The sequence below is a fragment of the Bradyrhizobium sp. U87765 SZCCT0048 genome, assembly GCF_018131225.1.
Classification (GTDB): Bacteria; Pseudomonadota; Alphaproteobacteria; order Rhizobiales; family Xanthobacteraceae; genus Bradyrhizobium_A.
The window spans coordinates 125,479-147,470 of record NZ_JAFCMM010000003.1; the positions used below are offsets into that span (position 1 = coordinate 125,479).

Below are 21,992 nucleotides of genomic sequence, written 5' to 3' on the forward strand. Positions count from 1 at the left end.
CAATCCCGATCCGTCGACGCGGTCATGGCAGCGCGGCCGCCTTCACGGCCGTGATCGCCTGGCTGTAATTGGTCACGAGTTGCTGGACCGACGCCGACGAGATGTCGAGCACCGGCTTGGGATAGACGCCGAACAGGATGGTCAGCACGACCAGCGGCATCAGCAGCACGCCCTCGCGCAGGGTGATATCCTTGATCGAGGCCAGCGACGGCTTCGTCAGCGCGCCGAACACCACCTTGCGGTAGAGCCACAACGCATAGGCGGCCGACAGGATCACGCCCAGGGTCGCGAAGAACGCGGTCGCGGTGCTGACCTTGAAGGTGCCCAGCAGCGTCAGGAACTCGCCGACGAAGCCCGAGGTGCCCGGCAGGCCGACATTGGCCATCGTGAACACCATGAAGGCGAAGGCGTAGAGCGGCATGCGGTTGACGAGGCCGCCATAGGCGGCGATCTCGCGGGTGTGCAGGCGGTCGTAGACCACGCCGACGCAGAGGAACAGCGCGCCCGAGACGATGCCGTGCGACACCATCTGGAACACGCCGCCGGCGATGCCCTGCGTCGTGCCCGCGAAGATGCCCATGGTGACGAAGCCCATGTGCGCGACCGACGAATAGGCGATCAGCTTCTTGATGTCCTCCTGCATGAGGGCCACCAGCGAGGTGTAGACGATCGCGATCACCGAGAGCGTGTAGACCAGCGGCGCGAAGTCATGCGACGCCAGCGGGAACATCGGCAGCGAGAAGCGCAGGAAGCCGTAGCCGCCCATCTTCAGCAGGATGGCCGCGAGGACCACCGAGCCTGCGGTCGGCGCCTCGACGTGGGCGTCCGGCAGCCAGGTGTGCACCGGCCACATCGGCATCTTCACCGCGAACGAGGCGAAGAACGCCAACCATGCCCAGGTCTGCAGGCTGCGCGGCACGGCGGTGTGCATCAGCGTCGGGATGTCGGTGGTGCCGGCATTCCAGTACAGCGCCATGATGGCGAGCAGCATCAGCACCGAGCCGAGCAGCGTGTAGAGGAAGAACTTGAAGCTGGCATAGACCCGGCGCGGACCGCCCCAGACGCCGATGATCAGGAACATCGGGATCAGGCCGCCCTCGAAGAACAGGTAGAACAGCACGAGGTCGAGCGCCGAGAAGGTGCCGACCATGAGCGTTTCCAGCACCAGGAACGCCATCATGTATTCGCGCACCCGCATCGTCACCGACTTCCAGCTGGCGACGATACAGAACGGCATCAAGGCGGTGGTCAGGATGACGAACGGCAGCGAAATGCCGTCGACGCCCATGTGGTAGTTGATCGCCTGGGCGAGCCAGGGACCCTTCTCCTCGAACTGGAATCCGGCTTGCGACGGATCGAACCGCCAGACCAGCACCAGAGACACCGCGAAGGTGACGAGCGTGGTCCACAGCGCGATCCAGCGCGAATTTCGCCTGGCGGCTTCGTCGTCACCCCGGCTGAGATAGACCAGGATGGCGCCGACGAGCGGCAGGAAGGTGACGACCGAAAGAACGGGCCAGGTAGTCATTTATTGGCCCCCGAGACCGAAAATGAACCAGGTGATGAGACCTGCGACACCGATCAGCATCGCGAAGGCATAGTGATAGAGGTATCCGCTCTGGAGGCGGACGGCGCCGCGGGTGACGTCCAGCACCCGCGCGGCGATCCCGTCGGGGCCGAGCCCGTCGATGGTCGCGCCGTCGCCCTTCTTCCAGAGGAAATAACCGAGGCGCTTCGCCGGGCGCACGAACAGGAAGTCGTAGAGCTCGTCGAAGTACCACTTGTTGAGCAGGAAGCGGTACAGCAGCGGATGGTCGTTGGCGAGCTCCACCGGCAGGTACGGCTTGCTGATGTAGAACAGGTAGGAGATCAGGAAGCCGCCGACCATCATGATGAACGGCAACCAGCCGATCAGCGCCGGGATGTGGTGCATCTCCTCGAGGATATGCGGCTTCATCTTCAACGCTTCGCGGAAGAACTCCTCGACGCCATGGCCGGCGAACAGCTCCTTGAACGGAAAGCCGGCAAGGATCGAGCCGGCCGCCAGCACCGCCAGCGGGATCAGCATGACGATCGGGCTCTCATGCGCCGCGTCGTAATGCTTGCGGTCGTGCGGTTCGCCGAAGAACGTCTTGAACACCAGACGCCAGGAATAGAACGACGTCAGGCCGGCGGCGATCACCGTGGCGAGGAAAGCGTAGAGCGCGAACGGATTGTGAGCGACGTACGCGGACTCGATGATCGCATCCTTGGAGTAGTAGCCCGCGAAGAACGGGAACCCGGTCAGCGCCAGGGTTCCCACCCCCATCATGAAGAAAGTGAAGGGAATCTTGCGCCACAGACCGCCCATCTTGCGGATGTCCTGCTCGTGGTGCATCGCGTGGATCACCGAGCCCGAGCCCAGGAACAGCAGCGCCTTGAAGAAGGCGTGGGTGAACAGGTGGAAGATGCCGACCGAGTAGGCCCCTGCCCCGAGCGCGACAAACATGTAGCCGAGCTGCGAACAGGTCGAGTAGGCGACGATGCGCTTGATGTCGTTCTGCACGAGGCCGATGGTCGCCGCGAACAGCGCTGTGGTGCCGCCGATCAGCATGACGAAGGCCTGCGCCGTCGGCGCCAGCTCGAACAGCGGCGACAGCCGCGCCACCATGAACACGCCTGCCGTCACCATGGTCGCGGCATGAATGAGGGCCGAGACCGGGGTCGGGCCCTCCATGGCGTCCGGCAACCAGGTGTGCAGCAGGAACTGGGCCGACTTGCCCATCGCGCCCATGAACAGCAGCAGGCAGGTTAGCGTCAGCGCGTCGATGTCGTGACCGAACAGATGGATGGTCTTGCCGACGAGGCCCGGCGCGGCGCCGAAGATGGTGTCGAAATCGGTCGAGCCGACCAGCGCGAAGATCGCGAAGATGCCGAGCGAGAAGCCGAAGTCGCCGACGCGGTTGACCACGAACGCCTTGATGGCGGCGGCATTGGCCGTCGGCTTCTGGAACCAGAAGCCGATCAGCAGGTAGCTCGCCAGACCGACGCCTTCCCAGCCGAAGAACATCTGCACCAGGTTGTCGGAGGTCACCAGCATCAGCATGGCGAAGGTGAACAGCGACAGGTAGGCCATGAACCGCGGCCGGTTCGGATCCTCGTGCATGTACCCGATCGAATACAGGTGCACGAGCGCCGACACGGTGTTCACCACCACCAGCATGACGGCGGTCAGCGTATCGACGCGCAGCGTCCAGAAGACGTTGAGTTCGCCGGAGTTGATCCAGGGCAGCAGCACGATACGGGCGTCGTGATGCCCGAAGCCGACGCCGACGAAGGTCACCCAGGACAAGCCCGCAGCGATCAGCAGCAGCGTCGTGGTGATGATCTCGGCCGCGCGCGAACCGGCGGCCGGCGGCTCGACCGGGCCATGGTCGTCGTGACCGTGATCGTCGTGGCCGTGATCGTCATGCGCGGCATGGGCATGGGCGCCATGATCGCCATGCGCGTCGCCATGGTCGATGTCGTCGCCGCTCGGATTGCGCGCATGCGCACCGAACAGCGTGATCAGACCGGCGAGGATCGCGCCCAGCAGTGGCAGGAAAACAATGGCCTGAATCATCCGCCGTCAGCCCTTCATCAGATTGATGTCTTCGACCGCGATCGAACCGCGGTTGCGATAGAACACCACCAGCACGGCCAGGCCGATCGCCGCTTCCGCCGCCGCAACGGTCAGAACCAGCAGCGCGTACACCTGCCCGACAATGTCGTTGAGGAACGTCGAGAACGCCACCAGGTTGATGTTGACGGCGAGCAGGATCAGCTCGACCGACATCAGGATGACGATGACATTCTTGCGGTTGAGGAAGATGCCGAGAATGCCCAGCGTGAACAGGATCGCGGCGACCGCGAGATAGTGTCCGAGGCCGATCGTCATCGCACCCACCCTTCCGCATCGGCGTCCTGCAGGCCCTGCCCCGGCGCCACCTTGCGCACTTCCATCGCCAGCGCCTTGGTGCGCGCGTTCTGCACCGGAATGCTCTGCCGCTTGACGCTCGCCTTGTGGCGCAGCGTCAGCACGATGGCGCCGATCATGGCGACCAGCAGCACCGCACCGGCGAGCTGGAAGTAGTGCACATACTTCGTATAGAGCACGAGGCCGAGCGCCTCGGCGTTGGTCACGTTCGCCGGGATCGGCGCCGCCACCGACTTGGTCAGGGTCGGGCTGATCACCCAGCCGCCGACCACGAGCAGCAGTTCGGCGAGGAAGATCGCGCCGATCACGAGGCCGATCGGCAGGTACTCGAGGAAGCCCTGCTTGAGCTCGGCGAAGTCGACGTCGAGCATCATGATCACGAACAGGAACAGCACCGCCACGGCGCCGACATAGACCACGATCAGGATCATGGCCAGGAACTCGGCGCCCAGCAGTACGAACAGACCCGCGGCGTTGACGAACGCCAGGATCAGGAACAGCACCGAGTGGACGGGATTGCGCGAGGCGATCACCATCACCGCCGAAGCGACGCAGATGCCCGCGAACAGATAGAAGAACAGCGCCGGAAGGATCATCCTGTCACCTCACCGGTACGGCGCATCGAGCGCGATGCTCTTGGCGATTTCGCGCTCCCAGCGGTCGCCGTTCGCGAGCAGCTTGGCCTTGTCATAGAACAGCTCCTCGCGGGTCTCGGTGGCGAACTCGAAGTTCGGCCCCTCGACGATGGCATCGACCGGACACGCTTCCTGGCACAGCCCGCAGTAGATGCACTTCACCATGTCGATGTCGTAACGCACCGTGCGGCGGGTGCCGTCGTTGCGGCGCGGGCCGGCCTCGATGGTGATGGCCTGCGCCGGGCAGACCGCCTCGCACAACTTGCAGGCGATGCAGCGTTCCTCGCCGTTGGGATAGCGGCGCAGCGCATGCTCGCCGCGGAAACGGGGCGAGATCGGCCCCTTCTCGAACGGATAGTTCAGCGTCGGCTTCGGCTTGAAGAAATAGCGCATGGCGAGGAAGAACGCCGAGACGAATTCCTTCAGGAGCAGCGAACGGGTTGCGGTTGCGACACTCATCAGAGCCTCACTAGCGGCGCGACGAACTGCACGTACGCCGCGACAATCACGACCATGACCAGCGAGATCGGCAGGAACACCTTCCAGCCCAGCCGCATCAGCTGGTCGTAGCGATAACGGGGCACGATCGCCTTGGCCATCGCGAACAGGAAAAACATGAACAGCAGCTTGAGCACGAACCAGATCACGCCCGGCACCCAGTTGAAGGGCGGCAGGTCGACCGGCGGCAGCCAGCCGCCCATGAACAGGATCGCGCCCATCGCGCACATCGTGGCGATGGCGACGTATTCGCCGAGCATGAACATCATGTACGGCGTCGAGCCGTACTCGACCATGAAGCCGGCAACGAGTTCGGACTCCGCCTCGACGAGATCGAACGGCGGACGGTTGGTCTCGGCCAGCGCCGAGACATAGAAGATCACGAACAGCGGCAACAGCGGCAGCCAGTACCAGTTCAGGATGGTCAGCCACGGCAGGCCGACCAGGCTGGCAAGGCCGCGCGTATGCTGCGCCTCGACGATCGCCGTCAGGTTCAGCGAGCCGACGCACAGCAGCACGCAGATGATGACGAAGCCGATCGAGACTTCGTAGGACACCATCTGGGCGGCAGAGCGCAGCGCGGCGAGGAACGGATACTTCGAGTTCGACGCCCAGCCGGCCATGATGATGCCGTAGATCGACAGCGACGAGATCGCGAAGATGTAGAGCACGCCGACATTGATGTCGGCGATCACCCAGCCGAGGTTGACGGGGATCACCGCCCAGGCGGCCAGCGCCAGCACGCAGGAGACGAGCGGCGCGAGCAGGAACACGCCCTTGTTCGCGCCCGCCGGGATCACCGGCTCCTTGAGCACGAACTTGAGGAGGTCGGCGAACGACTGCAGCAGGCCGAACGGCCCGACGACGTTGGGACCGCGGCGGATCTGCACCGCCGCCCAGATCTTGCGGTCGGCGAGCAGGATGTAGGCGATCCCGACCAGCAGGATGACCAGCAGCAGGACGCTCTGGGCCACCATGATGATCAGCGGCCACAACGTGCTGGTCCAGATTTCGGCGAAGGTCATCGACTTACTCCGCTGCGGTCAGAACGCGGCCCGCGGCGAGGCGCGAACACTCGGCCATCACGGCGGACGCCCGGGCGATGGGATTGGTCATGTAGAAGTCCTCGACCGGCGAGTGGAAACCGGCCTTGTCGATGCTGCCGCCGCGCGACGCCAGCGTGCGAACGCCGGCGGCATCGGCCGGCTCGATCTGACCGACGCGCGTCAGGTGCGGCACGGCCTTGAACAGCGCCTGGCGCAGCGCGCCGAGGGAATCGTAGGGCAGCCGCGCGCCGAGCACGTCGGACAGCGCGCGCAGGATCGCCCAGTCCTCGCGGGCATCGCCCGGCGGGAATGCGGCGCGGCTCGCCATCTGCACCCGGCCCTCGGTGTTGACGAACAGGCCGCTCTTCTCGGTGTAGGCCGCACCCGGCAGGATGACGTCGGCGCGATGGGCGCCGCGGTCGCCATGGGTGCCGATGTAGACGACGAAGGCGCCGTCAGCGACCTTGACCTCGTCGGCGCCGAGCAGGAACAGCACGTCGAGCGCGCCGGCCGCAGCCATCCGCGCGGCGTCGAGGCCGCCCTCGCCCGGCGTGAAGCCGATGTCGAGCGCGCCGACGCTGGACGCCGCCGGCTGCAGCACGGCGAAGCCGTTCCAGCCGTCCTTAATCGCTCCGATGTCCGCGGCGAACTTCGCTGCCTGGGCAACGACGGCGGCGCCATCGGCGCGATCGATGGCGCCCGCGCCGACCAGCACGATCGGCGCCTTGGCGTTCTTGAGCACCTCGGCGAAAGCGAGCTTGCCGGCGGCGAGCTCGGCCAGGGTATCGGCGCCGGCGCCGAGATAATCATAGTCGTAGGTCAGATCGGCCTTGTCGCCGATCACCGCGACCTTGAGCTGGCCGGTGCGCCAGCGCTTGCGGATGCGGGCGTTGAGCACGGCCGCTTCCTTGCGCGGGTTGCTGCCGACGATCAGCAGCGCGTCGGCCTGCTCGAGGCCGGCAATGGTCGGATTGAAGACATACGATGCGCGGCCGGCCTTGCCGTCGAACGCGCCGTACTGGGTGGCGGTGTTGGCCGAGCCGAGCTGGCCGAGCAGCGCCTTCAGCGCATACATTTCTTCCACCGCGGCGAGATCGCCGGCGATGGCGCCAAGGCGCTTGGCGTCACGCCCCCTGACCTTGGCGGCAATGGCGGCGAACGCCTCCTGCCAGGTGGCCGGGCGCAGCTTGCCGTTGTCCCGCAGGTACGGCCGGTCGAGGCGCTGGGTGCGCAGGCCGTCGACGACATGACGGGTCTTGTCGGAGATCCACTCCTCGTTCACCGCTTCGTTGGCGCGCGGCAGGATGCGCATCACTTCGCGGCCGCGGGTATCGACGCGGATCGACGAGCCGATGGAATCCATCACGTCGATCGACTGGGTCTTGCCGAGCTCCCAGGGCCGCGCCGCGAAGGCGTAAGGCTTGGAGGTCAGCGCGCCCACCGGGCAGATATCGACGAGGTTGCCCTGCAGCTCGGAGGTCAGCGCGCTCTCGAGGTAGGACGTGATCTCCATGTCCTCGCCGCGGCCGGTGGCGCCCATCTCGGGAACGCCGCACACTTCCGTGGAGAAGCGCACGCAGCGGGTGCACTGGATGCAGCGGGTCATCGACGTCTTGACCAGCGCGCCGAGGTACTTGTCTTCCACCGCACGCTTGTTCTCGGCGAAACGGCTGGTGTCGACGCCGTAACCCATCGCCTGGTCCTGCAGGTCGCACTCGCCGCCCTGATCGCAGATCGGGCAGTCGAGCGGATGGTTGATCAGCAGGAACTCCATCACGCCTTCGCGCGCCTTCTTGACCATCGGCGAGCGGGTCGAGACCTCCGGCGGCTCGCCGTTGGGACCCGGCCGGCAGTCGCGCACGCCCCAGGCGCAGCTCGCGACCGGCTTCGGCGAGCCCTTCACCTCGACGAGGCACATGCGGCAGTTGCCGGCGATCGAAAGACGCTCGTGGTAACAGAAGCGCGGGATCTCGGCGCCGGCGGCCTCGCAGGCCTGCAGCAGCGTGTATTCCGCCGGAACTTCGATTTCCTTGCCGTCGATGAGAAGCTTCGTCATTGCCTCACGACTTCCTCAACTTGCCGACCGGCGCGAGCGCACCGGCGTGTTGCAATGGTGTTCGGTATGCATGGCTGCGGCTCACTCCGCCGCGGCCATGTGGGCGGGATCGAGAACGCCGACATCGTCGATGTCGGCCTTGTGCGAATAGGCATCGATGCGCCGCTCGATCTCCGGGCGGAAGTGCCGGATCAGGCCCTGGATCGGCCAGGCCGCCGCGTCGCCGAGCGCGCAGATGGTGTGGCCTTCGACCTGGGTGGTGACCTCGAGCAGCATGCCGATTTCGTTCTTGTGTGCCCGGCCCTCGGCCATGCGCGACAGCACGCGCCACATCCAGCCGGTGCCCTCGCGGCACGGCGTGCACTGGCCGCAGCTCTCGTGCTTGAAGAAGTAGCTGATGCGGGCGATGGCGCGGATGATGTCGGTGGACTTGTCCATCACGATCACGCCGGCGGTGCCGAAGCTCGACTTCACCGCGCGGGTGCCGTCGAAATCCATGATCAGGTCCTGGCAGTCGGCCGCCGGGATCAGCGGACACGATGCGCCGCCGGGAATGATGGCGAGCAGGTTGTCCCAGCCGCCGCGGATGCCGCCGCCATGCTTCTCGATCAGCTCGCGGAACGGGATGCCCATGGCCTCTTCGACCACACACGGCGTGTTGACGTGACCGGAGATGCCGAACAGCTTGGTGCCGACATTGTTGGCGCGGCCGATCGAGGCGAACCAGCCGGCGCCGCGGCGCAGGATGTCCGGCGCCACTGCGATCGACTCGACGTTGTTCACCGTCGTCGGGCAGCCATAGAGGCCCATGTTGGCCGGGAACGGCGGCTTGAGGCGCGGCTGGCCCTTCTTGCCCTCCAGGCTCTCGAGCAGCGCGGTCTCCTCGCCGCAGATGTAAGCGCCGGCGCCGTGGTGAACGTAGAGATCGAACGGATAGCCGTGAACGTTGTCCTTGCCGATCAGCTTGGCTTCATAGGCCTGGTCGACCGCCGCCTGCAGATGCTCGCGCTCGCGAATGAATTCGCCGCGGACATAGACGTAGCAGGCATGGGCGCCCATCGCGGCGCTGGCGATCAGGCAGCCCTCGATCAGCAGGTGCGGATCGTGGCGCAGGATCTCGCGGTCCTTGCAGGTGCCGGGCTCGGACTCGTCGGCATTGACGACGAGATAGTGCGGCCGCCCGTCGGACTGCTTGGGCATGAACGACCACTTCAGGCCGGTCGGAAAGCCGGCGCCGCCACGGCCGCGCAGGCCGGACGCCTTCATCTCGTTGATGATCCAGTCACGGCCCTTGTCGAGAAGGCCCTTGGTGCCATCCCAGGCGCCGCGCGCGCGCGCGCCTTCCAGGCCCCAGTCGTGCAGGCCGTAGAGATTGCGGAAGATGCGGTCCTTGTCGTCCAGCATCACACTTTATCCTTCAACGAGGTCAGTCCGCTGATCGGAGCGGACGACGGACGGGTGCTCTGCGGACCGGGCTTCGGCGGGTTGCCGGCGGCGAAGCCGTCGAGCACCTTGTTGAAGCTCTCGACCGTCAGGTCTTCGTAGGTGTCCTTGCCGACCATCATCATCGGCGCGTTGACGCAGGCGCCGAGGCACTCGACCTCTTCCCAGCTGAAATCGCCGTCGGCGGACAGATGGAAGGGATCGTGATGGATGCGGTGCTGGCATTCCTTGATCAGGTCGCCGGCGCCGCGCAGCTGGCACGGCGTGGTGCCGCAAACCTGGACGTGGGCCTTCTTGCCCACCGGCTGCAGCTGGAACATGGTGTAGAAGGTCGCAACCTCGAGCACGCGGATGTAGGGCATGTCGAGGAGATCGGCGACGGCGCGGATCGCCGGCTCGGACACCCAGCCGTCGTGCTGCTCCTGCACCTTCCACAGGATCGGGATCACCGCCGAGGCCTGGCGGCCTTCGGGATACTTCGCGATCTGCGCCTTCGCCCAGGCGAGGTTTTCCGCGGTGAACTCGAAGCTCGCGGGCTGCAGCTCTTTCGGTGCCAGACGGCGGACGGACATGGGACTCAGTCTCTCAACGAGCGCCGGGCGGCGCCGAGGTTGCAGGCGAAGGCGGGGCTGACGGTCGAAATCACCGGTCGACCTCTCCGAACACGATGTCGAGCGAGCCGAGGATGGCCGACACGTCCGCGAGCAGATGGCCCCTGCACAGGAAGTCCATCGCCTGCAGATGCGCGAACCCCGGCGCGCGAATCTTGCACTTGTAGGGCTTGTTGCTGCCGTCGGCGACGAGATAGACGCCGAACTCGCCCTTCGGCGCCTCGACCGCGGCGTAGACTTCGCCGGCCGGCACGTGGAAGCCTTCAGTGTAGAGCTTGAAGTGATGGATCAGCGCTTCCATCGAGCGCTTCATGTCGCCGCGACGCGGCGGGAAGATCTTGTGATCCTCCACGGCGACGGGACCCTGCCCGTCCGGCGCGCGCAGCTTCTCGATGCACTGCTTCATGATGCGCACCGACTGGCGCATCTCCTCGACGCGGATGCAGTAGCGATCGTAGCAGTCGCCGTTCTTGCCGATCGGGATATCGAAATCCATCTCGGCGTAACACTCGTAGGGCTGCGCCTTGCGCAGGTCCCACGCTGCGCCCGAGCCGCGCACCATGACGCCGGAGAAGCCCCACTCCCATGCCTGCTCCAGCGTCACCACGCCGATGTCGACGTTGCGCTGCTTGAAGATGCGGTTGTCGGTGAGCAGGGTCTCGAGGTCGTCGACGACCTTGATGAACGGATCGCACCAGTTCCAGATGTCGTCGATCAGCGCCGGCGGCAGGTCCTGGTGGACGCCGCCGATGCGGAAGAACGCGGCGTGCATGCGGCTGCCCGAGGCGCGCTCGTAGAACACCATCAGCTTCTCGCGCTCTTCGAAGCCCCACAGCGGCGGGGTGAGCGCGCCGACGTCCATCGCCTGCGTCGTGACGTTGAGCAGATGCGACAGGATGCGGCCGATCTCGCTGTACAGCACGCGGATCAGCTGACCGCGCCGCGGCACCGTGATGCCCAGCAGCTTTTCCGCCGCGAGGCAGAACGCGTGCTCCTGGTTCATCGGCGCGACGTAGTCGAGGCGATCGAAATACGGAATCGCCTGCAGGTAGGTCTTCTGCTCGATCAGCTTCTCGGTGCCGCGATGCAAAAGGCCGATATGCGGATCGACGCGTTCGACCACCTCGCCGTCGAGCTCGAGCACGAGGCGCAGCACGCCGTGGGCCGCCGGATGCTGCGGCCCGAAGTTGATCGTGAAATTGCGGAGCGATGCCTCAGCCATCAGTTGCCTGCCTTTCCGCCGGCGGCCTTCTCGTCGCCCGGCAGCGGATAGTCCGCGCCTTCCCACGGCGACATGAAATCGAACTTGCGGAATTCCTGGTTGAGCCGGACCGGCTCGTAAACCACGCGCTTCTCCTGGTCGTCGTAACGCACCTCGACGAAGCCGGTCAGCGGGAAGTCCTTGCGCAGCGGATGACCGTCGAAGCCGTAGTCGGTCAGCAGGCGGCGCATGTCGGGGTGACCGGTAAAGATCACGCCGTAGAGATCGTAGGTCTCGCGCTCGAACCAGTCGGCGCCCGGAAATACGTCGATGATCGACGGCACCTGGGTGGTCTCGCCGGCATGTCCACGCAGCCGCAGGCGCTCGTTCAGCGCCGGTGACATCAGGTGATAGACCACGTCGAAGCGCAGCTCGCGCCCCGGGTAGTCCACCGCCGTGACGTCGATGATGTTGATGAAGCGGAAACGCGGATCGTCGCGCAGCAGCCGCACGACCTCCACAATTTTGCCGGTCTCCACCGCTACGGTGAGCTGGTCGAACGCGATGTCATACGCGAGCGCCGCGCCAGGCAGCGCTGCGACAATCGCCTGCCCCAAAGCATCCAGCCTGGAGCTGTCGAGCTTGGAGGCATCGCGTTGGGAGGCGTCGAGCTTCGCGTCGTCCATTCCTGCAGGCCTTAAAACGTTTGAAACCTAGCGTTCGATCGTGCCGGTGCGCCGGATCTTCTTCTGCAACAGCATGACGCCGTACAGCAGCGCTTCCGCGGTGGGCGGACAGCCGGGCACATAGATGTCGACGGGCACGACGCGGTCGCAGCCACGCACCACCGAGTACGAATAGTGGTAGTAGCCGCCGCCATTGGCGCACGATCCCATCGAGATGACGTAGCGCGGCTCCGGCATCTGGTCATAGACCTTGCGCAGCGCCGGGGCCATCTTGTTGGTCAGCGTGCCGGCGACGATCATCACGTCCGACTGGCGCGGCGAGGCGCGCGGCGCGAAGCCGAAGCGCTCGGCGTCGTAGCGCGGCATCGACATCTGCATCATTTCGACCGCGCAGCAGGCGAGACCGAAGGTCATCCACATCAGCGAGCCGGTGCGCGCCCAGGTGATCAGGTCCTCCGTCGCGGTGACGAAGAAGCCCTTGTCGGCGAGCTCGTTGTTCACTTCGAGGAAGAAACGATCGTCCGCCCCCACCGGCTGTCCGGTGCGGGGGTCAAGAACGCCGGTGGCCGCCGGTGCAACTGCGGGCTGGATCAATCCCATTCCAGCGCCCCTTTCTTCCATTCATAGGCAAAACCGATGGTCAGCACCGCCAGGAACACCATCATCGACCAGAAGCCGGCGGCGCCAAGCTTGCCGAAGGCCACCGCCCACGGGAACAGGAACGCGACCTCGAGGTCGAAAATGATGAACAGGATGGCAACCAGATAGAAGCGCACGTCGAACTTCATGCGCGCGTCGTCGAAGGCGTTGAAGCCGCACTCGTAGGCGGAGAGCTTTTCCGCATCCGGCTGCTGGTACGCGACGAGGAACGGGGCGATCAGCAACGCCAGTCCGATCACCACCGCGACGCCGATGAACACGACAAGGGGTAGGTAGCTCTGCAAGATGCCGCCCATCGGCAATCCTCGATCTCAGCGGAAAACCGTTCCGCGGATTCGCGAAACTTTGGAATGGTTCTGGATTAGCGCAGTGCAACAGGGGTGGCAAGACAAGGTATTTTGAGCCCTTCCATGATGAAGTGCAGATGGGGACAAGCCTTTTCGGCCCCGGCCAACCGCCCGCGTCACAATTATTTATTCTCGATCTGGCGCTCCGCCTCCAGCATTGCCGCAGCTTTCCCGGTCAGAACGTCGATCGCACCCAGCAGGCCGGCGACCTCTGCCGGATCGATTCCCGTGAGCAGGTCGCGCTGGCGCTCCAGCGCGCCTTCGACAATCCTGTCATGCGCTGAGAGCCCGGCTTTGGTCAGCGACACCAGCACCTCGCGGGTGTCGCGGGCGTTGACCTCCTTCGCGACGATCTTGCGCGCCACGAGCCCGGCCAGCGCCCGGCTGATCTGCCCCTTGTCCATGCCGACCGCCTCGGCCAGCCGGGCCACGCTCATCGGCGGCCGCCGCCCCAGCGAGGCGACGAGACCGAACTCGACCGACGACAACCCGGCGAGCCGCTTGTAGCGCAGCAACGCGCCGCGCTTGAGCAGGTTGGCGAGCACGATCAGCCGCGACGACAGCATCCCGGTGATCGGCGCGAGCTCGGCCACGCCGGCCTCCGCCCCCTGCCCCGGCGCCTGCTCCATCGCGGTCTCGATCTCGGTCATCCCCGTCCTCTGCCAAGAAAACCGTTCCAAGCCAAGCACCTCCCTGCCGATCCCGCGCTCGAGCGAGGGACGGCCGGAAATTCGTTGACATTGTCATCGATCTCCTCTCATTTTTCCAGTTCCAAACAAAAGGAAACGCCCCGGTCCCCGACCATGGGCGGGAGGAAACGACATGACCATCGTCGCCCACGACACCGGCACCGGCTATGAGATGAAACCGGCGGCCTACAAGGCCGACCTGACCGAGGTCGGCCGGGGCAAGCCGATGGGGGAACTGCTGCGGCGGTACTGGCATCCGGTCGGGCTGTCCACGGACGCCCGCGACACCCCGGTGCGTGTCCAGGCCCTCGGCGAGGACCTCATCCTGTTCCGCGACAGGCAGGGCCGGCCCGGCCTGCTCCATGCCCGCTGCTGCCACCGCGGCACGACGCTCTACTATGGCAAGGTCGAGGACCAGGGCATCCGCTGCTGCTACCACGGCTGGCTGTTCGACACCGAAGGCCATTGCCTGGAACAGCCCTGCGAGCCGAACGGCGGCGCGTTCAAGGACCGGGTGCGCCAACCCTGGTATCCGGTCGAGGAACGCTACGGCCTGATCTTCGCCTATATGGGCCCGCCGGACAAAAAGCCGGTGCTACCGCGCTACGACTGCCTTGAGACCATGGACGAGGGCGAGTTCGTCGAGGCCGACGACAGCTCGATCGGCGGTGGTGGCCCGGCGATCATTCCCTGCAACTGGCTGCAGCATTTCGAGAACGTCGCTGACCCCTATCATGTGCCGGTGCTGCACGGCTCGTTCAGCGGCCCGCAGTTCACCACCATGATGGCGTCGATGCCCGACGTCACCTTCGAGAGCACACCGCGCGGCGTCGCAGTGCGCTCCACCCGCCGACAGGACGACGGCAAGGTGTTCTACCGCGTGACCGAGGCCGTCTTCCCCACCCTGCGCGTCGTGCCCAATCCGCGGGTCGCGCAGTTCGTCCGCGTCGAGTCGATCGGCTGGGTGCTGCCGATGACCGACACCTCGTTCCGCATCTATGTCGCCGGCCGCGTCAGGAATGCCGGCGACATCGGCCGCATGCGCTCCAAGTTCAACGGCAAGTTCTGGTGGGACATGACCGAGGACGAGCACCAGCGCTTCCCAGGCGACTACGAGGCCCAGGTCGGCCAGGGCCCGATCACGATGCATTCGGAGGAGCATTTCGGCCAGAGCGACCGTGGCGTTCTGCTGGTGCGGCGGATGATCCGTGATCAGCTCGACGCCCTGGCGGCGGGGCGCGATCCGGCCGGCGTCAGTTTCGATGCCGGCGCGCCGCCCGTGACGTTCGAGGCCGGCAACTACATTCGCGAAGCCTGACGGCGCCATCACGCCGCTGCATGCGCAAGACGACCCGCGACGCCGGCCACGGCCGGCGCGCCACATATATAAGAACGCCACATCGGGAGGGACCCATGGTCGATGTCGCACCGCAGGCGATTCCGCAAGCACGGGCGCACGCGCCGACGGCGCTGCGCCGCTACTACGTGCTCGGATTGCTGACCACGATCTATGCGCTGAACTTCCTCGACCGCACCATCTTCAACGTGCTGATCGAGCCCATCAAGAAGGAGTTCGCGCTCAGCGACACCATGATGGGACTGCTCGCCGGTTTCGGCTTCGTGCTGTTCTACTCGATCCTCGGCATCCCGATCGCGCGCGCCGCCGATCGCCTCAACCGCCGCAACATCGTCGCCGTGGCGTTCGCGTTCTGGAGCGCGATGACATTCCTGTGCGGCCTCGCCTCGAGCGTCACCACGCTGGCGCTGGCGCGCATCGGTGTCGGCATCGGCGAATCCGCGGGCACGCCCGCCTCGCAGTCGCTGGTCGCCGACCTCTTCACCAAGAACGAACGGCCGCGCGCGCTCGGCATCTATGCCATCGGCACCTATCTCGGCGTGTTTCTCGGCTACTTCATCGGCGGCTGGGTGAGCCAGCATTACGGCTGGCGCACGGCCTTCATGAGCGCGGGCCTGCCGGGCCTCGTGCTCGCCGCCGTGCTGTGGCTGACCGTCGCCGAGCCGGCGCGCGGCGCCTCCGAACCGGGCAGCGCATCGGTCACGCCCGACCCGCTCGGCGCGACGCTGCGTTTTCTGTTCACCCAGCGCAGCTTCGTCATCGTGCTGATCGGCTTCTGCCTGACGACCTACACCAACTACGCCACCTCGGCGTGGATTCCGCCGTTCCTCGCCCGCGTGCATCACCTGTCGAGCGCCGAGATCGGCACCTATGCCGGCACCTTCAAGGGACTGTGCGGCATGGCCGGCACGCTGGTCGGCGGCCTCGTCGTCGCGCGCATCAGCCGCCGCGACGACCGCTGGAAACTGTGGGCGCCGGCGCTGATGTCGGGCCTCGCCGGCCCGGTGTTCGCCGTGTGCATGCTGACACCGAGCTTCACGATCATGGTCGCCGCCCTCGCCGCCACTTCGTTCCTGGTCGGCTTCCATCTCGGGCCGATCTTTGCGATCGCGCAGACGGTGGCGCGGCCGAGCATGCGCGCGCTGGCCTCCGCCATCGTGCTCTTGACCGCGACCTGCTTCGGCCAGGGCGTCGGCCCGCTCGCGGTCGGCATGATCAGCGACATGTTGAAGGCGAGCTACGGCGCGGATGCCGTGCGCTACGCGCTGCTGTCGGCGGGCGCGACCTCGACGCTCGGCGCGCTGCTGTTCGTGTGGGCGGCAGGCGCGATCCGCGGCGACATCGCACGGGCAACCTGATCACGTGGAAGAAAACCCACATGATCGTGCCGACATCACACACTTCAACTTGACTTGGGCGAACGGCACCTTTAAGTCCCACATCCATCGCGGCGGGGCATTGTTCCCCCGATGCGGGAGTAGCTCAGTTGGTTAGAGCGCCGGCCTGTCACGCCGGAGGTCGCGGGTTCGAGCCCCGTCTCTCGCGCCAGCGAAATCAAGCACTTAGCTGAAATTTCGATCTGCGCATGCCCGATCTGGCGATGTTCGCCCGATGGCCCCTGCCCATAACCCCTGTTCCCGACCATCCGAACTGCCCTGAATTCGGCATCGCTGCGTCAAGGCGCACGCGTGGACCCCGATTTTGACAGGCGTCGCGTTTGCCACAGGCCCGAAAATGCCCGTTTTCCGGCCCGAACGGGCGTGGTTGGCCGCAATCGAATCGTCTAAGCCGCGATTTACCTGCATTTTTTGACACAACCATCACACCCAAGGAGGGCCAGATATGGCGAAGAAAGCAGCGAGCCCCGCCACTGTCACGCTCAAGCATCTCGCGGCTGGCCTGGCCGAGGAGCATGAGCTCTCCAAGAAGCAGACCGAGGCGATTCTTACCGATCTCATCGGCAAGATCACCAAGCACCTGAAAAAGGGCGAGCGCGTCCGCATCGTTGGCCTCGGCATCCTCCAGGTCCGCAAGCGCGCCGCCCGCACCGGCCGCAACCCCGCCACCGGCGAGGCCATCCAGATCAAGGCCAGCAAGAAGGTTGCCTTCCGCGCCGCCAAGGAACTGAAGGAAGCGGTCTGAGAAAAAGACGGCGCCGCCGATGTGACCTTCCTGCATCATCAGTTGCCGGCTCGTCCTGGAGACACCAGATCAGGAAAGCGGCACGCGAAGCATCAATTTGCGAATGCCCCTGTCGCATCGGAGGTTGGTGATCGAGCGCGCTGCAACGTGTCACGAACTTCGGATGCGGGGGCACCCGTTTCGCGCTACCATCATCTCGGGGCCGGTCGCAGCGACGGCCCCGGAATGCCCCTCAGCCGCTGCGGCGGTTGCTCCTCGTGATTCCTCCCTTTACCTTCGCCCCGTCGATCACCGAGCGCTTCCTGCGCTATGTCGCCATCGACACACAGTCCGATCCGGACTCGCCCACCTGCCCCTCCACCGACAAGCAGAAGAATCTCGGACGCCTGCTGGCGCAGGAGCTCGTCGAGATGGGCCTCGCCGACGCGCATCTCGATGACAACGGCTACGTCTACGCCACCATCCCGGCGACGTCGGCGAAGCAGGTGCCGGTGATCTGCTTCTGCTCGCACATGGACACTTCGCCGGACTGCACTGGCAAGGACGTCAGGCCGCAGATCGTGCGCAACTACCAGGGCGGCGACATCGTGCTGCTGGCCGATCCGTCGCAGGTGATTCGCGCCGCGGCGCATCCGGCGCTCGCCACCCAGATCGGCAACGACATCATCACGACCGACGGCACCACGCTGCTTGGCGCCGACAACAAGGCCGGCGTCGCCGAGATCATGGAAGCGGCGCGCTTCCTGGTGGCGAACCCGCAGATTCCCCACGGCGTCATCAAGATCCTGTTCACGCCCGACGAGGAGATCGGCCGCGGCGTCGACAAAGTGGACCTGAAGAAGCTCGGCGCCGAATTCGCCTACACCATCGACGGCGAAAGCGCCGGCCACCTCGAGGACGAGACCTTCTCGGCGGACTCCGCCACCGTGTTCATCCAGGGCCTCAGCGCGCATCCCGGCTTCGCCAAGGGGCAGATGGAGCACGCCATCAAGATTGCTGCGCGCATCGTCGAAGGCCTGCCCAAGGATACCTGCTCGCCAGAGACGACGGAAGGCCGCGACGGGTTCCTCCATGTCACCCGCCTCTCCGGCGGCCTCGACAGCGCCGAGCTCAGCCTGATCGTTCGTGACTTTTCGACGGCAGGACTGCACGACAAGGAAGCTTTGCTGGAGCGCATCGTGAAGGACGTGATGCGTGACTTCCCGCGCTCGTCCTACCGCATCGAGATCCGCGAGCAGTACCGCAACATGAAGGAGGTGCTGGACCGCCATCCGCAGGTCAGCGCCCATGCGGCCGAGGCGATCCGCCGCGCAGGGCTGACACCGGTGCGCACCAGCATCCGCGGCGGCACCGACGGCTCGCGGCTGTCGTTCATGGGGCTGCCCTGCCCCAACATCTTCGCCGGCGAGCACGCCTTCCACTCGCGTCTGGAATGGGTGAGCGTGCAGGACATGGAGAAGGCGGCGCAGACCATCGTTCATCTCGCGATGATCTGGGAAGAGAACGCCTGAGCACCGTGGCAATCGCCGGCAAAAGGCCGATTCTGTTAACGCCGCCGGCGGCGTAAGGTTGCTTGCGTGCTTTCGTCGCAGGCTCTGTTGCCGTTTGGACTCAATGCCGCCATCGATCATCGCTTGAGTGTTGGCAACGCGACCTGAGACTCGCGTCTTCGAAGGAGATTTTTTCCGTGAAAGCACTCACCATTGCCGCCGCCCTGCTGGGACTGTGCGCGGCCGCGCTGCCCGCGCACGCCTTCCAGGCGCAACCGGCTGGCGCGATCGCGGCCCACTCCGCCGACACCGTCAAGGTCGGCTGGTACGACCGTTACGGCAACTATCATCCCGGCCCGCGCTACTACGACCGTGAATACTACGGCCATCGCTATTATCGCGACGATGGCTGGCGTGGACGTGGCGACTGGGGACGTCGTGGCGACTGGGACCGGCGCGGTGACTGGGATCGTCGCGGCGGCGACTGGGGCCGCGGCTCTGGCGCTGGACGTGGCGGCCCCGGCCGCCCTGATGCGGTCATTGTGACGCCGAACCGGCCGGGCACCTATCACCAGGGCGGCATCACGGTGCAGCAGCACTGAGGCGCGACAGCAACCGCGCGAGAGCACACCAGCCGCTGCCGACGGGCGCATCATGCGCCGGCCGGCAGCGGTTTTTTCATGTCAGCTGTTGCTGATTTCAGGTCTTCCTGCACACGAAGAAGATCTGCGAATTCGCCCACCACGGCAGCGGCAGCGGCGACAGGATCTGCTCTTCCACGACGAAGCGCTGCCGCAACTGATCGCGCAGCCAGCGGAAGTCGAAACCCTTGTGTGTCGGCCCGCGATCGGCTGGACGTGGCACAGTCCGGCCAAGCGTGCCGGCCATAAGTTCCGACGCCGAATAGTCCGAGGCGCGCCGGAACAACACCGCCCGGTTCAGTTCCTTCAGCAGCAACGCGCCACCGACCATGATCGGAACCGAAATGATCAGGTGGCCCTCCTGCTTTAGGGCATCCCAGGCATTGGCGAGGAACAGCGCGGTCTCACTGTCGCTGAGATGCTCGCAGACCTCGAACGCGGACACCACATCCGGGCGGACCGCGAGCGCGGCGAAATCGTGGAGATAGTGGAGCCGCGGGTCGCGCGCCGGCGGCATGTAGGGCTCGATGGCGAACAGGCCGACATCCGGCCGCCGCTCCCCCAGCGAACTCAGCAGCAGGCCCGTGCCGGCGCCGAAATCAACGACATTGCCATTCAGCGGCAGGTGCTGCTCGACCAGCGCGACCGACCGCGCCACCCGGCTGCGATGGGCGTAGCGCGCCAGCGGGTTTGGAGAGTTGATGGTCTGCCGATCGTAGGATACCGCCGCCATGGTTCCAGCCTCGCGTCGATGCATCCCCTCCGACGGGGCACTATAGGCAGCGATACCGGGCCCGGTATCAGGGTTTACGCGTAAGCGGCAAACAGGGTTTACGGCGGCGAGCTCTATATCTTGCGCGCCACGATATAGGGGCGGTGGTCATCGCCCTTGGTCGCGTGGGTCTCGGTCACGACGATCTTGAAACCCGCAGCGCGGATGTCCCGGCTCAGCTCCGTCGCGCGAAAAACGCCGGCGTAGGGCGCCTTGCCGACCGCGCGCATCACGGGCAGCACCAGGCGGATAAGCGGGTTCATGTCGCCGACGCACGGCGTCTTGGTGATGAACAGAGCGTTCGGCGCCAGCAGCGCGTGAATGCATCGCAACGTGTCGTGCAGATCGCGGACGAGGTGAAGGTAGTTGAAGCCCAGCACGGCATCGAACGGCGGCGCAATCGGCACCAGCGCTTCCGCAGTCGTGGCGCGAAACACCAGACCCGGCGTCGGATGCGCCAAAAGCTTCTCGTCGGCGATCGCGATCATCGCGGCGGAAATATCCGTCGCAAGATACGCCTGCACATGGCCAGCGAGCAGAAGCGCCGTTGTTCCGGTACCGCAGCCCAGCTCCAAGACGTTGTCGCTTCGTCGCAGCAAGGCGCTGGTGCGGTCCAGCGTGCGCTGGTATCCGGCCTGATCGGCCACCGGGCCGCTCGCATACGTCCGTGAAGCCCGGTCCCAGAAGCGGGCATCGCTTGCAATGGTCATGACGAGCGCAGCTCCCCGGATCGGCATCGGCCAGCTTGCCGTGCGCCGCGGAGCCCGTGCTGTCAATGCGACACGCGCGCCCGTCCGACCCCGGTCTTCAACCGCGCGGCACGCGCACGCGTCCGCTCAGACCTGACGATCGGACCGCCCGCGTGCAGCCTGTCTCATCGCCGCGTTCTCCAGATACACGACCCCGCCGGGCGCCGCGCCGTCGGCCAACTCAGCGGCAAACGCGCGCCCGATATCGTCCTGCTCGATCGTGCCGAACGGTCCCGGCAGCAGACGCCCCAGCTGCGCCACATAGCCCGGAGTGTGAGCATTGCCCGCGATAACTCCCGGCCGAAAGATCGCGAGACGCTGGAATCCGATGTTCCGAACGGCTTCTTCCTTCAACCCCATGATGCGCGCATAGCGAATCCAGCTCGTCGCAGAGCTTCCCGCCGCGGAGAGCAGTGCAAAGCGCGAGATGCCGCCATCGCGACAGCCGCGGGCAAAGCCGCCGACAACACCGATTTCGAGGGACTTCAGTGCTTCCTCGCTCCATGCCGCGCTGCCCTTGCCGACACCGACGCAGCTTGCGCCATAGACGGGATCGCCTTGCGCGACCAGCGCTTGTGCAAGCCCGGCGACGTCGTCCGGAAAACGCGAGGCGGCCGTATCGAGCTCCACCTGACGCACACGAGGCGAAGGTGCCGAAGCAGCCGTCCTGCGCGTGACCATCACGACCTCGACGCAGGATGGTTCGGCAGCGAGCGCGCGCACCACGGCAGATCCGACCTGACCTGTGCCGCCGATGATCAACACACGAAAAGCCATCGCGATCTCCATGCTGGCCTGGAGATCGACTTGATCATGCGCCAGCGGCGAAGTCACTGTCGGCGTGATCGATGTTCTGGCGCTCAAGTCGAGAGCGCGCGATTCCGGCCTGATCGCAGCGAAGATCGAGAATACAAACGTGTCCGGACGCTTGATGGTGGGCGGTCACGGATTCGAACCGCGGACCCTCTCGGTGTAAACGAGATGCTCTAACCAGCTGAGCTAACCGCCCATGGG

The 21,992-nt window shown here is 65.7% G+C and carries 22 protein-coding genes and 2 tRNA genes; 6 read left to right on the plus strand and 18 right to left on the minus strand.

The window, feature by feature from the left end:
* Window positions 1-22: 22 nt before the first annotated feature.
* The 14 genes from JQ639_RS19100 to JQ639_RS19165 form a co-directional block, all read right to left on the minus strand.
* Complete coding sequence (locus JQ639_RS19100) at window positions 23-1,528, minus strand: NADH-quinone oxidoreductase subunit M (protein WP_211970556.1); 1,506 nt, start codon at window positions 1,526-1,528, stop codon at window positions 23-25.
* Complete coding sequence (nuoL, locus tag JQ639_RS19105) at window positions 1,529-3,601, minus strand: NADH-quinone oxidoreductase subunit L (protein ID WP_211970557.1); 2,073 nt, start codon at window positions 3,599-3,601, stop codon at window positions 1,529-1,531.
* A gap of 6 nt (window positions 3,602-3,607) precedes the next feature.
* On the minus strand, window positions 3,608-3,916 hold the full coding sequence (gene nuoK, locus JQ639_RS19110; RefSeq protein WP_211970558.1) for an NADH-quinone oxidoreductase subunit NuoK: 309 nt from the start codon (window positions 3,914-3,916) through the stop codon (window positions 3,608-3,610).
* Window positions 3,913-4,551 carry an NADH-quinone oxidoreductase subunit J gene (locus JQ639_RS19115; protein ID WP_211970559.1) on the minus strand — a complete coding sequence of 213 codons (639 nt, stop codon included), beginning with the start codon at window positions 4,549-4,551 and terminating at the stop codon, window positions 3,913-3,915. Before JQ639_RS19115 ends, nuoK begins: the two co-directional genes overlap by 4 nt.
* Before the next feature lie 9 nt (window positions 4,552-4,560).
* The gene (nuoI, locus tag JQ639_RS19120; RefSeq protein WP_211970560.1) at window positions 4,561-5,049 is read right to left on the minus strand and encodes an NADH-quinone oxidoreductase subunit NuoI; all 489 of its coding nucleotides are present in this window, start codon (window positions 5,047-5,049) and stop codon (window positions 4,561-4,563) included.
* Window positions 5,049-6,113, minus strand: coding sequence for an NADH-quinone oxidoreductase subunit NuoH (gene nuoH / locus JQ639_RS19125; RefSeq protein ID WP_211970561.1), 1,065 nt, complete (start codon window positions 6,111-6,113; stop codon window positions 5,049-5,051). Before nuoH ends, nuoI begins: the two co-directional genes overlap by 1 nt.
* Before the next feature lie 4 nt (window positions 6,114-6,117).
* Window positions 6,118-8,190 carry an NADH-quinone oxidoreductase subunit NuoG gene (gene nuoG, locus JQ639_RS19130; RefSeq protein WP_211970562.1) on the minus strand — a complete coding sequence of 691 codons (2,073 nt, stop codon included), beginning with the start codon at window positions 8,188-8,190 and terminating at the stop codon, window positions 6,118-6,120.
* 81 nt (window positions 8,191-8,271) lie between these two features.
* Window positions 8,272-9,594, minus strand: a complete 1,323-nt coding sequence (gene nuoF, locus JQ639_RS19135; RefSeq protein ID WP_211970563.1) for an NADH-quinone oxidoreductase subunit NuoF — start codon at window positions 9,592-9,594, stop codon at window positions 8,272-8,274.
* Window positions 9,594-10,205, minus strand: coding sequence for an NADH-quinone oxidoreductase subunit NuoE (gene nuoE / locus JQ639_RS19140; protein ID WP_211970564.1), 612 nt, complete (start codon window positions 10,203-10,205; stop codon window positions 9,594-9,596). The genes nuoF and nuoE overlap by 1 nt, the downstream gene beginning before the upstream one ends.
* Window positions 10,206-10,275: 70 nt before the next feature.
* The gene (locus JQ639_RS19145) at window positions 10,276-11,466 is read right to left on the minus strand and encodes an NADH-quinone oxidoreductase subunit D (protein ID WP_211970565.1); all 1,191 of its coding nucleotides are present in this window, start codon (window positions 11,464-11,466) and stop codon (window positions 10,276-10,278) included.
* Window positions 11,466-12,131: an NADH-quinone oxidoreductase subunit C gene (locus tag JQ639_RS19150; protein ID WP_211970566.1), complete on the minus strand. Its 666-nt coding sequence runs from the start codon at window positions 12,129-12,131 to the stop codon at window positions 11,466-11,468. The genes JQ639_RS19145 and JQ639_RS19150 overlap by 1 nt, the downstream gene beginning before the upstream one ends.
* A gap of 27 nt (window positions 12,132-12,158) precedes the next feature.
* A complete protein-coding gene (locus JQ639_RS19155; RefSeq protein ID WP_211970567.1) occupies window positions 12,159-12,752 on the minus strand; it encodes a NuoB/complex I 20 kDa subunit family protein in 594 nt (197 codons plus the stop codon).
* Window positions 12,722-13,087: an NADH-quinone oxidoreductase subunit A gene (locus JQ639_RS19160; protein ID WP_211970568.1), complete on the minus strand. Its 366-nt coding sequence runs from the start codon at window positions 13,085-13,087 to the stop codon at window positions 12,722-12,724. Before JQ639_RS19160 ends, JQ639_RS19155 begins: the two co-directional genes overlap by 31 nt.
* Before the next feature lie 173 nt (window positions 13,088-13,260).
* A complete protein-coding gene (locus JQ639_RS19165) occupies window positions 13,261-13,767 on the minus strand; it encodes a MarR family winged helix-turn-helix transcriptional regulator (RefSeq protein ID WP_211970678.1) in 507 nt (168 codons plus the stop codon).
* Window positions 13,768-13,960: 193 nt separating this feature from the next.
* Here JQ639_RS19165 and JQ639_RS19170 point away from each other — a divergent pair, with 193 nt between their 5' ends.
* From JQ639_RS19170 to JQ639_RS19195, 6 genes are all read left to right on the plus strand, one after another.
* Window positions 13,961-15,145, plus strand: coding sequence for an aromatic ring-hydroxylating dioxygenase subunit alpha (locus tag JQ639_RS19170; RefSeq protein WP_211970569.1), 1,185 nt, complete (start codon window positions 13,961-13,963; stop codon window positions 15,143-15,145).
* Between the two features lie 95 nt (window positions 15,146-15,240).
* On the plus strand, window positions 15,241-16,542 hold the full coding sequence (locus JQ639_RS19175; protein ID WP_211970570.1) for a spinster family MFS transporter: 1,302 nt from the start codon (window positions 15,241-15,243) through the stop codon (window positions 16,540-16,542).
* A 113-nt stretch (window positions 16,543-16,655) separates the two neighbouring features.
* A tRNA-Asp gene (locus JQ639_RS19180) sits at window positions 16,656-16,732 on the plus strand.
* 294 nt (window positions 16,733-17,026) lie between these two features.
* Window positions 17,027-17,326, plus strand: a complete 300-nt coding sequence (locus tag JQ639_RS19185; RefSeq protein WP_211970571.1) for an HU family DNA-binding protein — start codon at window positions 17,027-17,029, stop codon at window positions 17,324-17,326.
* A 257-nt stretch (window positions 17,327-17,583) separates the two neighbouring features.
* Window positions 17,584-18,837, plus strand: coding sequence for a peptidase T (gene pepT / locus JQ639_RS19190; protein WP_211970572.1), 1,254 nt, complete (start codon window positions 17,584-17,586; stop codon window positions 18,835-18,837).
* A gap of 176 nt (window positions 18,838-19,013) precedes the next feature.
* On the plus strand, window positions 19,014-19,418 hold the full coding sequence (locus JQ639_RS19195) for a hypothetical protein (RefSeq protein ID WP_211970573.1): 405 nt from the start codon (window positions 19,014-19,016) through the stop codon (window positions 19,416-19,418).
* A 97-nt stretch (window positions 19,419-19,515) separates the two neighbouring features.
* On the opposite strand, the gene JQ639_RS19200 is transcribed toward JQ639_RS19195, so the two are convergent.
* From JQ639_RS19200 to JQ639_RS19215, 4 genes are all read right to left on the minus strand, one after another.
* Window positions 19,516-20,190, minus strand: a complete 675-nt coding sequence (locus JQ639_RS19200) for a class I SAM-dependent methyltransferase (RefSeq protein ID WP_211970574.1) — start codon at window positions 20,188-20,190, stop codon at window positions 19,516-19,518.
* Between the two features lie 113 nt (window positions 20,191-20,303).
* A complete protein-coding gene (locus JQ639_RS19205) occupies window positions 20,304-20,939 on the minus strand; it encodes a class I SAM-dependent methyltransferase (RefSeq protein ID WP_211970575.1) in 636 nt (211 codons plus the stop codon).
* A 126-nt stretch (window positions 20,940-21,065) separates the two neighbouring features.
* Window positions 21,066-21,842 (minus strand): NAD-dependent epimerase/dehydratase family protein, encoded by a 777-nt coding sequence (locus tag JQ639_RS19210; protein ID WP_249123699.1) that lies wholly within the window; start codon window positions 21,840-21,842, stop codon window positions 21,066-21,068.
* A 68-nt stretch (window positions 21,843-21,910) separates the two neighbouring features.
* A tRNA-Val gene (locus tag JQ639_RS19215) sits at window positions 21,911-21,987 on the minus strand.
* Window positions 21,988-21,992 lie beyond the last annotated feature (5 nt).

Coding starts and splice junctions, on each gene's coding strand:
- JQ639_RS19100 (WP_211970556.1), bottom strand. CDS start 1,528: ATGACTACCTGGCCCGTTCTTTCGGTCGTCACCTTCCTGCCGCTCGTC.
- nuoL (WP_211970557.1), bottom strand. CDS start 3,601: ATGATTCAGGCCATTGTTTTCCTGCCACTGCTGGGCGCGATCCTCGCC.
- nuoK (WP_211970558.1), bottom strand. CDS start 3,916: ATGACGATCGGCCTCGGACACTATCTCGCGGTCGCCGCGATCCTGTTC.
- JQ639_RS19115 (WP_211970559.1), bottom strand. CDS start 4,551: ATGATCCTTCCGGCGCTGTTCTTCTATCTGTTCGCGGGCATCTGCGTC.
- nuoI (WP_211970560.1), bottom strand. CDS start 5,049: ATGAGTGTCGCAACCGCAACCCGTTCGCTGCTCCTGAAGGAATTCGTC.
- nuoH (WP_211970561.1), bottom strand. CDS start 6,113: ATGACCTTCGCCGAAATCTGGACCAGCACGTTGTGGCCGCTGATCATC.
- nuoG (WP_211970562.1), bottom strand. CDS start 8,190: ATGACGAAGCTTCTCATCGACGGCAAGGAAATCGAAGTTCCGGCGGAA.
- nuoF (WP_211970563.1), bottom strand. CDS start 9,594: ATGCTGGACGACAAGGACCGCATCTTCCGCAATCTCTACGGCCTGCAC.
- nuoE (WP_211970564.1), bottom strand. CDS start 10,205: ATGTCCGTCCGCCGTCTGGCACCGAAAGAGCTGCAGCCCGCGAGCTTC.
- JQ639_RS19145 (WP_211970565.1), bottom strand. CDS start 11,466: ATGGCTGAGGCATCGCTCCGCAATTTCACGATCAACTTCGGGCCGCAG.
- JQ639_RS19150 (WP_211970566.1), bottom strand. CDS start 12,131: ATGGACGACGCGAAGCTCGACGCCTCCCAACGCGATGCCTCCAAGCTC.
- JQ639_RS19155 (WP_211970567.1), bottom strand. CDS start 12,752: ATGGAAGAAAGGGGCGCTGGAATGGGATTGATCCAGCCCGCAGTTGCA.
- JQ639_RS19160 (WP_211970568.1), bottom strand. CDS start 13,087: ATGGGCGGCATCTTGCAGAGCTACCTACCCCTTGTCGTGTTCATCGGC.
- JQ639_RS19165 (WP_211970678.1), bottom strand. CDS start 13,767: ATGGAGCAGGCGCCGGGGCAGGGGGCGGAGGCCGGCGTGGCCGAGCTC.
- JQ639_RS19170 (WP_211970569.1), top strand. CDS start 13,961: ATGACCATCGTCGCCCACGACACCGGCACCGGCTATGAGATGAAACCG.
- JQ639_RS19175 (WP_211970570.1), top strand. CDS start 15,241: ATGGTCGATGTCGCACCGCAGGCGATTCCGCAAGCACGGGCGCACGCG.
- JQ639_RS19185 (WP_211970571.1), top strand. CDS start 17,027: ATGGCGAAGAAAGCAGCGAGCCCCGCCACTGTCACGCTCAAGCATCTC.
- JQ639_RS19200 (WP_211970574.1), bottom strand. CDS start 20,190: ATGGCGGCGGTATCCTACGATCGGCAGACCATCAACTCTCCAAACCCG.
- JQ639_RS19205 (WP_211970575.1), bottom strand. CDS start 20,939: ATGACCATTGCAAGCGATGCCCGCTTCTGGGACCGGGCTTCACGGACG.